This is a genomic window from bacterium (assembly GCA_030685015.1).
GTDB lineage: Bacteria > CAIWAD01 > CAIWAD01 > CAIWAD01 > CAIWAD01 > CAIWAD01.
Window position 1 is genome coordinate 20,867 of record JAUXWS010000090.1, and the last position, 9,228, is coordinate 30,094.

Here is a 9,228-nt window from a genome sequence, read left to right on the forward strand (position 1 = left end):
ACAAGCGGCCAGGAACGAAACTCGGAGCAGCGCCTTGATCCCCAATGAAGGGACGCCATCGCACGAAGAGATCCTCGCCTGGTTGCGCGAGGAGGACCCTTCCCGCCTCGAGAAGCTGTGGGCCGCCGCCGACGAGACCCGCCGCCGCCATGTGGGCGACGAGGTGCACCGGCGCGGCCTGATCGAGATCAGCAACCACTGCGTGCGCCGCTGCGCCTATTGCGGCATCCGCTCGGCCAACACGGAGGTGGTGCGCTACCGCATGGAGCCGGATGAGATCCTGGAGTGCGCCCGCCAGGCCAAGGTCTTCGGCTACGGCACGGTGGTGGTGCAGTCCGGCGAGGACCGCGCCCACACGACGGAAGCCGTCGCCGAGCTGGTGCGGCGCATCGCAGGCGAGACGGGCCTGGCCATCACCCTCAGCCTGGGGGAGCGACCCCTGGCCGATTACGAGGCCTGGCGCCGCGCCGGCGCCGACCGCTACTTGCTCCGTTTCGAGACGACCGACCCGGAGCTCTTCGCCCGCATCCACCCCGGCTACCCCGGGCGCGAACCGCGCTTGGCCATCCTGCGGCACCTGCGCGAGCTGGACTACGAGGTGGGCAGCGGCGTCATGATCGGCATTCCCGGCCAGTCCTACGAAAGCCTGGCGCGGGATCTCGAACTCTTCCGCGAACTGGACCTGGACATGATCGGCGTGGGGCCCTACATCCCCCACCCCGCCACGCCCCTGGGACAGGATGGCCACCCGGACTACCCGCCAGCCCCCGCCGGCCGGCAGGTCCCCAACACGGAGGAGATGACCTACAAGGTCGTCGCCCTGACCCGCCTGGTGCGGCCCGACGCCAACATCCCCAGCACCACCGCCCTGGCCACGTTGAACAAGGAGCAGGGTCGGGAGCTGGGCCTCATGCGCGGCGCCAACATCGTCATGCCCAATCTCACGCCGCCCAAGTACCGCGTCCTCTATGAGATCTACCCGGGCAAGGCCTGCCTCTCGGAGACGGCGGCCCAATGCTCCCTCTGCCTGGAGGGGCGCATCTACAACATCGGCCGGGTGCCGGGAACCGGACCGGGCTGGCGCCCCGGCCATGAGCCGGCGGGCCGCTAGGCGCCGCGGAGAAATCCCCGGCCACACATTTCCCTTGCTTGATCGTCCGGCCGCTGCTGTCTTGTCGGAGCGCCGGCCCGCCGCGCGAAGCGGCGGGACCTGCCGCCCCAACGGGAGGTCGTTTCATGATGAATAGCATCTGGGCCCGCATCCTGGTCATCGCCGGACCGCTCTTGATGGTGCTGGGCGCCGTCGATCCCCTGGAAGGTTCCATCGCCATCGGCGTTGGCGCTGTCCTGGGATCGCTGGGCGTGCGCCTGGGCGGCCGGCCGGACAAGCGCATCCTGCTCTGGGGGTTGACCGTCATCGGCGTGCTGTCCCTCCTCCTCCTGTTCCGGGCCGCCACCGCCCGGCAGCCCATGCTGCTGATCCCCTTCGGCCTGGTCGCGCTCTCCCTGTTGATGCTGTGGTGGGGCCTGCGCCGGGGAGCGCCGGCCGACCGGACCTGCGTCTACGGCAGCACGGGCCTGATTTGCTTCGGCGTGGCCGCCATGTGGGTCCTGAGTGCCTACGGTGGTTTTGGCGAGGGCGCACTCTCCTGGTGGTGGGCCCTGCTGGTGCTGCCCTTCCCCGTGGGCTGGCTGCGGCACCTTTTCAGCATCGGACGCTGGATCGGCGAGGGGGCCGATGCGGCCACGCCCGCGGCCTGAGGCGCGCGGCGGCGACAACCCACTGTCTCGGACCCCCACCTGACGAAGGTGAGCGCGAGCGGGGAGACGCGAGCCAGAGGATTGCTCATGCTGAGAAACGCATGGCACCGAATGGCCGGAGCCCTTACCTTCTGGTCACCCCCGCATCGTCCAACTGGCAACGGTGACACATGTTGAGCATCCTGGACTTGTCTCCTGGCAGCAAGCGGACCGGTTCAAATGCTGGAGTAGCTCGAGTTGGATCCGGCCCATCGCGGTGGCGGGTTGGTCCCTTTGCGTTTCTGGCCCTGTGGCTGATCGTGGTGCTGGTGCGGTCCCCTGGTTGTGTCTGTCTGGATCCGATCGTGTCCATCGGGTGCCAAGGCGTCACTGATGTCGCAGCAGACGGTGATTACCTGGCTTTGGTGAGGAAGAGCTGGTCCCAGGCCTATCTTCGCACCTACGGACTAGGATCGCTTGGAGAGCCGGTCTTCCAGTATGAGCGTGGCCTTGTCACTTCGGCCTCTTTCTCGGTCTTCGTCATTCCGGGGGCGGTGGTCGTCTATCGGACGGCGGTCGACGGCAGCTGCTCTTATGACGTGTACCGGAACGGCGTCTATGAGATGCTGGCCTATCTTGGCAGCGTGCCCTCCGAGCCCGGCGGGAATCCCGCGGCGGCCATGGTCCAGGACGTCCTCTGCACGGCCAACCCCAAATCCGTCTCCTTCACGCGCCTGACCGGGTCAAGACTGAATCACCTGGATAGCGTACCCCATTCCGACGTCCGCCTGTGTCGCCGTCAACGAGAGCACCAGCTGGTGGCGCTGAGCAACGACACGATCTTCGTCTACGAGATCCAGCGCCGCAAGGCCCCAAGGTTGTCACAGACCTTCCGCGTGGATCGCGCGACCACGGATGTGATTCCGGATCCGGACAACCTCTTCCTGGTCTCGCGTGGGGGAATCCGGCGTTGCCGGACCCAGGGGGAATCCCTGGTGGTGCAGGCCGAGGCCCCTTGGCCAGGAGGGGACGCGCCGGACCTGCGTTTCATTGGTGCGACGGATTCCCTGCTCTTCTTCCGCAGTGCCCGGGGGGATGTGGCCCTGGACGTGGGTGACCGCGACCGCATGCGCTGGTGCGGCCTCCTGCCCTGGAGCCGCTGCGTCGTGGACCCCCGACACAACACGGCCATCAGTCTGGAACGATGCCTTCAGGCCGACTCCCTGATTGTGTTCGGCCTGGACTGCCGGTTGCCGGACCTGGACCTGCGGGGGGAGACGCTGGACGATCCCCTGCCTCTGACCCTGGTCCCGGGCCTTCCCCTGGTCGTGGCCGGCAGCACCGACCTGTATCGCGCCGACTTCACGGATTGCGATGCTTGCGCTTGCCACACGTGGTATTGGCACAATCCCAACCACTACGATTGGTCAGAGACAAAGGAGTGGCACGCCTGGGGCAACGATGTCTGCTACCAGTTCACAACCGACTTCTCCGGCCGGCTGGATTGCCTGTTGACGGCCAGCTACAACGCCGATGTGGCGATCCTGGGACCAACGAATGTGCTCGCCTGCGGCCCGGGTCCCCATAGCCTGCACCTGGATCCAGGCACCTATACCCTGGTCGTCGACGGAACCTATGGCGAGGTCCATGGTGGCTCACACAACGGAGATTGGAGTTCTCTGACCCACGACAGCAGCGGGCGTTATGCCCTCACGTTGAATTGGATGCCGGAGACCTCGCCGCTGGGACAGGTGACACCGAGCGGTTTCCTTCTGGGGGAACCCGCCCCCAACCCCTTCAACCCCGCCACACGTCTGGATCTGACGCTGAGCATACCCACGCCGGTGCGCGCCGAGATCGTCGACCTGGCCGGCCGGCGTGTGCGGCTGCTGGAGGAGGGCGTCCTGCCGGCGGGCTCCCATGCGCTGCACTGGGACGGGCGGAGCGAGAGCGGCGCCCCGGCGGCCTCGGGGCTCTACTTGGCGGTGGTCGCGGCGGGCGGCGAACTGCGCACCCGCAAGCTGCTGCTGCTGCGCTGAGCCGCCGCGGCCCGTCTTCCACCTGCGCCAGGACACCGGAAGGGCCGCCGCGCACCCTTCCCATGGTCGGCCCACATCCGTCGCTCCTCCGTCCTCCCTATCTTCCCCCATCGCGACAACCCATCGACAGGAGATCATCATGTCCATCACCCTGCCCCCGCTGCCTTACGCGGCGGACGCCCTGGCCCCGCACCTCGGCGAGCGCACCTTGGGCTTCCACCACGGCAAGCACCACCAGACCTACGTCACCAACCTGGTCAAGTTGATCGAGGGGACGGAGCTGGCCGGCCAGCCCCTGGAGGCCATCGTGCGCGCCAGCGCCGGCGACCCGGGCAAGGCCGGCGTCTTCAACAACGCGGCCCAGGTCTGGAACCACACCTTCTACTTCGAGGGGATGAGGGCGGGCGGCGGCGGCCGGCCGGCGGGCCGTCTGGCCGAGCGCCTGACCCACGACTTCGGCGGCGTGGAGGCCTTCCTTGAGCAGTTCAAGCAGGCCGGCCTTAACCAGTTCGGCAGCGGCTGGGCCTGGCTGGTGGAGGAGGGTGGCGTGCTCAAGGTGACCAAAACAGCCAACGCCGACACGCCGCTGGTCCGCGGCCAGCGGCCCCTGCTCACGGTGGATGTCTGGGAGCACGCCTATTACCTGGACTACCAGAACCGCCGCGTCGACTACCTGGACGCCTTCCTGGCCCACCTGGTGGACTGGGCGGCCGTGGCGACCCGCCTGGGCTGAAGCCGGGAGGCCATCAGAGAAAAGCCCCGCCGGCGCGCCGGCGGGGCTTTTGTTCAACCATGGCTCGGGTCGATCACTTGACGAGGAGCATCTTGCCCGCGCGCTCGCGGCCGTCGGCCCGCAGGCGGTAAAGGTAGACGCCGCTGGGCAGGCGGTCGGCGGCGATCTGCACCTCGTGCCGCCCGGCGTTCATGGGCCGCGCCGCGAGGACGGACAGCACCTGCCGGCCCTGCAGGTCGTGCACGGCCAGGTCCACCACGGCCGGCCCGCCCAGCTGGAAGGGCACGATGGTGGAATTGTTGAAGGGATTGGGCCGGCAGGGCCCCAGCCAGAAATCGGCGGGTCCGGGCTGGGTGTCCACCGCCGTGCCGTAGTAGGGATCGCCGCTGTAGCCCAATGCTGTCCAGTCGAGGCGTGTGCCGATGATGTGGCAGTCCAGGCAGGACAGGACGCGCTCTGCGGGACGGCGCGCGCCGTGGTTCACGGGGAACATCATCTGGCGGTCGATCATGCGCCACTGTCCCGTGTAGTGGCCCTGGGCGTTGACCAGGCCACTCCAGGAAGCGGGGTCCTGGGCGGCGGCGGCGGCCACGCCCTGGCGCACGGCGCGGTCGAGCAGGCCCAGGGTGTCCAGGGGCAGCTGCACGAAGTTGGTCATGAGGCTGTCGGCGTCGCCCAGGATGGCCAGGTCGAGGGGCAGGAGGCGGTTGCTGGCCATGTCCTGCGGCACGCGCGACTGCACCCGCCGGAAGGGCGCGATGCGGTGCAGGTAGGTGCGGAAGGCGCCGCGGGGCTGGTCGTCCGTCCACACCGTGCCGTCATACCAGCGGTACTCGGGGGCGCGCGGCGTCAGCCCGACCCCGCTGCGCGGTTGCCAGCGCTTGAAACGCCCGTTCTCGACGACGCGCTCCAGGCGGTCGAAGGCCTGCCATTCCAGGCCGCGCACCTCGGGAATGTGGCAGCTCTCGCAGGCCAGCCAAGTGAAATGGATGAGCGGCACGCCGGAGTGGGCCGGCACCACGATGTTGAGATCGGGACGCGCCGCCTGGCCCACCAGGCTGTGGCAGCCGGCGCAGGTCACCTGGTTGCCGGCCTGGGTGCCGAAGCGCTCCACGGCCCACTGGGTGGGCTTGGGCCGGCCCGCGGCGAAACGGTGGTTCTCGCTGGCGTGGCACACGAAACAGGAGAGGGTCTGGGCGTGCAGGTCGTCCGTGGCGTTGTCGGCGCCCGTGCGGTGCAGGTAGCCGTTGTCGGCGTGCAGGTGGCAGCGCTGACAGGCCTGGGTGGTGGGGTGCGCCACGATGCTGCGGCTGGCCGCGCCCAGGTCGGCGCCGGCGGGGAGGGGCAGGCGCCAGCCCGTGGGGGAGGTGGCGTCCGCCACGGGGCGGCGCGCGGCGGCGTTGGTGAGGGGCTGCCCGCCCACCCGGTAATCCAGGCTGTGGCAGATAAGGCAGTCCACGCTGTGCCAGGCCTCCTCGTTCAACTGGGCGGGGGCCACCCGTCCGGTGGAGGCGTGGCAGCGGGCGCAGCCGGCGGCCTCGCCGCCGGGCGTGGCCGGGTTGTCCAACTGGCGCAGGCCCAGCCAGTCCAGGATGGAGAGGGTGCCGGGCAGGCTGTCCAGGCGGTTGAGCATGCCGTGCGAACCCGTGACCGCGCCGCCGCCCGGATGGAAGATGGTCTGGGCCGGCACGGGCGCCTTCAACTGGAAGTGGGCGCTGTGGGTGAACTGGCGGGCCGTCGCCTCCATCGTCCAGCTGCCGTTGACGTGGCAGGGCGAGGCGCAGGAGCCCGCCCCCGTGTAAACCAGCCAGCTGACATCCGGGTGTTCGGCCCGCGCCGCCAGGCTGCATGCCAGCGCCAGCGACCAGGCCGCGATCCAGCGCGCGCCAACCTGCATGGGAGGATCCTCCGGGAAGTCGTGTTACTCCGTTGACAAGGTAGTGCTTGGACCTGCCGAGTCAAGCGGAAGCACTCTCTCCTCGAACGATTCAGAAAGAAAACGGGCGCTCCCTGGGGGCCGGCATCTTCCCCGGGCGCAGGCTATATTGGCCCCGCGCCGAAGTGGCGGAATGGTAGACGCGGCAGACTCAAAATCTGTTGCCCGCAAGGGCGTGGGGGTTCAAGTCCCCCCTTCGGTACTTGACAGTCAAAGGCTTAACTCAATTCGAGACTGAACATTGAAACCCCGATCCCGCGCCGGTCCCTCACACCTCTAAGGTGCCGGCTGTCGTGAGCGCCGAAGATCCGGGGAAGATCGTTCGCTTAGCCACGAGAATCCTACTTGTTCCACGTCGTCGTCGCCGTGCACATTCTGGCGGAGTCTTCGTGGAGTACGTGGCCCGCGCATCCAACCAGCGCCGGTGCCTGACACGGCAGGAGTACCGCCGCGCATGGGATGCGCATCTACGCGCACGACAGGGGCGGACCGTGCGTGACCTTGCCGCAAGGACGTGGAAGCACTCCATCAGCGGATCGGTGAGTAGAACGACCGCCTGGTGGCCAACCGCATGGTGGCGACGCTGAAGGCCGTCCTACAGTCGCCATCGCCGTGCATGAGCTGAGCATTCCCAGCCCGGCGGCACACATCGAGATCTTCGATCAGCGGAAACGCTCTGCGCGACGTCATCCTGCTTCTGCTCTTCACCGGCGTGCCAGGCCAACCCTTTATCCATGCAGTGAGAGCATGTATCACGCGAGATGGCACTCTGGACGATTCCTGCCGGCGAGTCGAAGACCCACCGCGAACTGCACGTCGACTTGTCCACGCACGCGATAGCGGCCCTGGAGCGTCGCCACGCTGCGCAGGCAGGCCCATGCGTCTTCCCTGAAACGCAGCAGGGCCACATTGCCTTCACACAGAGTGGCTGGGGCGGATCTGCAAGCAGGCATGAATCACGGACCTGCACATGCACGATCTGCGGCGCAGCCTGGCCTCCTTCCAGATCGACACGGGGACGCCCCTGGAGGTAATCCAAAAGACGCTGGGCCATGAGTCCAAGGTGACGACGGAGATTTACGCCAGGCTAGTGCTGGTCCCGTGCGGGCAAGCGTGGAGCGGGCGACGGAGGAGATGCTGCGGCGAGATGAAGGGAAGGAGGGCGCCAAATCCTGAACCTGAAACAACTCGCTCCCAGTCATTCCAGGCCCTCGATTGTTATCCGCCTTTCAAGGGAAAGGCCAACTCGTTCCAGATTGTGTGGCCCTGTTGATATCGCTCCTCTGAACGGCCTTGCTTCGCTGTGACGGTAGTGATTTAGCTTGAGTCTTGACACTCAAACATGTACTCTGCGCAAGCTTGTTCAGCCCCCCCTATCATGATTCCGGTTTCCCCACTGGCAAGCCGGATTGTGCCATCCTGTCTGGAGGAGACATGAATCCACGTTGGTCAATGGCTACAGCCCTGCTGGTGGCCCTGTGCGTGTCGTTTGCTAGTGCTGGCCAGCCCACCGTCTCCAACTTGGTGGCCCAGCAGCAGGCTGGCACGGAGATCGTGCAGATCACCTACAGCTTGGCCGAGAGCGAGGGTCTGCCTTGCTGGATCTTCGTCCAGGTGGACCGCGACAACTTCGGCACATGGACAGTGCCGGCCCATGCCTTGTCCGGCGACGTGGGGCCGGGCATCCTGCCCGGCGGCGGCAAGACCATTCTGTGGAACGCCGGCCTGGACTATGATCGCCACTACGTCAACATCACCCAGGTGAAAGTGACGGCCCACAGCCTCATCAACGGCGTGCCCGAGGGCATGGTGCTGGTGCCCGCCGGAACCTACACCATGGGCTCCAGCACGGTGGGCGGGAGCGCCATTCCCGAGCACAGCGTCTACCTGGACGCCTACTGGATCGACCAGTACGAGGTCACCAACCTGGAGTACAAGCGCTTCTGCGACGCCACGGGGCGCAGCTACCCGCCGGACCCTGGCTTCACGGGCATGACCGGCTACTTCCTCAACTACCCGGATTTCCCGGTTGTGATGGTCTACTGGGCGGATGCCGTCGCCTACGCGTCCTGGGCCGACAAGCGCCTGCCCACGGAGGCGGAATGGGAGCGGGCCGCCAAGGGCGCGGCGGACAACCGGCTGTGGCCCTGGGGCAACATCTTCGACGTCAACATGAACGGCACCACCTACCATGCCAACATCAGCGGCACGGCGGATGGCTGGCAGTACACCTCGCCTTGCGGCGTTTATGCCACGGGCGTCAGTCCGGCGGGTTGCTATGACATGGCGGGCAATGTCTATGAGTGGGTGAACGACTGGTACGATGCATCGTACTATGGTGTATCACCGTTAAACAACCCTCAGGGTCCTGTATCCGGCGCCTACCGGGTGGTGCGTGGCGGCGGCTGATACAGCTACAGTTCGAGCGCCCGTTGTGCCAACCGGTACAGCTACGCACCCACGACTCGCCACTACTACATCGGCTTCCGCTGTGCCAGGACTCCCTGAGCCCTTGGGTGCTTGGGCTTTGGCCCTTGGTTTTTGGCAGCGCCAACGGCGCGATTCATATCAGCCTGGGGTGACACCCCAGGTGGGAGCGACGGCGATGGGAATGCGACCTGGACCGCGCCGTTGGCGCGGGGGGATGTCCCCGATGGGGATCACCGTTTACCGTGGGCGATGCCCGTGACGGAAACGCGAATCACCATGGGCGATGCCCGTGACGGAAACGCGAATCACCATGGGCGATGCCCGAGACGGAAACGCGAATCACCATGGGC

At 67.0% G+C, this 9,228-nt stretch carries 6 protein-coding genes and 1 tRNA gene; 6 read left to right on the forward strand and 1 reads right to left on the reverse strand.

What is annotated here, in order from left to right:
• Positions 1 to 34: 34 nt before the first annotated feature.
• From hydE to Q8O14_13370, 4 genes are all read left to right on the forward strand, one after another.
• Complete coding sequence (gene hydE / locus Q8O14_13355) at positions 35 to 1,111, forward strand: [FeFe] hydrogenase H-cluster radical SAM maturase HydE (GenBank protein ID MDP2361714.1); 1,077 nt, start codon at positions 35 to 37, stop codon at positions 1,109 to 1,111.
• Between the two features lie 125 nt (positions 1,112 to 1,236).
• Positions 1,237 to 1,761: a hypothetical protein gene (locus Q8O14_13360; protein ID MDP2361715.1), complete on the forward strand. Its 525-nt coding sequence runs from the start codon at positions 1,237 to 1,239 to the stop codon at positions 1,759 to 1,761.
• A 404-nt stretch (positions 1,762 to 2,165) separates the two neighbouring features.
• The gene (locus Q8O14_13365) at positions 2,166 to 3,779 is read left to right on the forward strand and encodes a FlgD immunoglobulin-like domain containing protein (GenBank protein MDP2361716.1); all 1,614 of its coding nucleotides are present in this window, start codon (positions 2,166 to 2,168) and stop codon (positions 3,777 to 3,779) included.
• 139 nt (positions 3,780 to 3,918) lie between these two features.
• Positions 3,919 to 4,512, forward strand: coding sequence for a superoxide dismutase (locus Q8O14_13370; protein ID MDP2361717.1), 594 nt, complete (start codon positions 3,919 to 3,921; stop codon positions 4,510 to 4,512).
• Between the two features lie 73 nt (positions 4,513 to 4,585).
• Here Q8O14_13370 and Q8O14_13375 read toward each other — a convergent pair whose 3' ends face one another.
• Complete coding sequence (locus Q8O14_13375) at positions 4,586 to 6,409, reverse strand: T9SS type A sorting domain-containing protein (GenBank protein ID MDP2361718.1); 1,824 nt, start codon at positions 6,407 to 6,409, stop codon at positions 4,586 to 4,588.
• A gap of 158 nt (positions 6,410 to 6,567) precedes the next feature.
• Here Q8O14_13375 and Q8O14_13380 point away from each other — a divergent pair.
• Both Q8O14_13380 and Q8O14_13385 read left to right on the forward strand, forming a co-directional pair.
• Positions 6,568 to 6,650: transfer RNA gene (locus Q8O14_13380), tRNA-Leu, on the forward strand.
• Between the two features lie 1,232 nt (positions 6,651 to 7,882).
• Entirely contained in the window at positions 7,883 to 8,857 is a 975-nt protein-coding gene (locus tag Q8O14_13385; protein MDP2361719.1) for an SUMF1/EgtB/PvdO family nonheme iron enzyme, read from the forward strand.
• The last annotated feature ends 371 nt before the right edge of the window (positions 8,858 to 9,228 follow it).